We start from the raw sequence: 703 nt of genomic DNA, 5'->3' as shown, positions 1-703 counted from the left end.
GGGCATCATGTGGGGCAACGACCCGCAGGACACGGGCAACGACTTCAGCAACCCGCAACCGAGCCAGACGCGCATCAACCCCAACCTCAAGCAGACCGCGATCAACGCCAACACGGCGCAGTTGCCGCCGACGCACCTGGGCTGGAATGGCCGCCTCAACGGCCCGGTGGATAACCCGGTCAGTTCCTGCATGAGCTGCCACATGACCGGGGAGTACCCACAACTGGCCATCATGAACCCCACCTTCCAGGCCAACCCTCCGGCGGTAGGTTCGCCGGAATGGATGCGCTGGTTCCAGAACATTCCCGCCGGCCAGCCGTTCAGCCCCGGCACCAAGAGCAGCGACTACAGCCTGCAACTGGCGGGAGGCCTGGCCAACTTCTATGACTGGAAGTGCAACCAGGGCGGTGTCTTCGTCGATGGGCACAACGCCTGCCAGAAGGCCAGCCAGTTGAAGCTGATGCTCAAGAAGGAGGTCAAGCCTGAGCAGATCCAGCCGGTGCAGCGCGATCCCGGCCTGATGGAACTGGAGTGACCCGTGCAGCGGCGCCGGAGCAACTGCGGCGCCGCGTCACGCATCTTGGTCATCCTCGGGCGCGGCGGTATCCTCTACCCCACGCCCACAGGAGCTGCCAACATGCGCCTTTCCCTGCTTGCCCTCTTCCTCATCGGCAACCTGGCCCACGCCAGCGAGCCGCTGACC

The 703-nt window shown here is 64.9% G+C and carries 1 pseudogene; it reads left to right on the top strand.

The window, feature by feature from the left end:
* Positions 1-535, top strand: a pseudogene (locus tag J0A65_RS24830) (hypothetical protein); the annotation flags it as partial.
* Positions 536-703: the final 168 nt, after the last annotated feature.

The sequence above is a fragment of the Bowmanella yangjiangensis genome (assembly GCF_017255015.1).
Classification (GTDB): Bacteria; Pseudomonadota; Gammaproteobacteria; order Enterobacterales; family Alteromonadaceae; genus Bowmanella; species Bowmanella yangjiangensis.
This window is presented reverse-complemented; position numbering and strand designations above follow the sequence as displayed.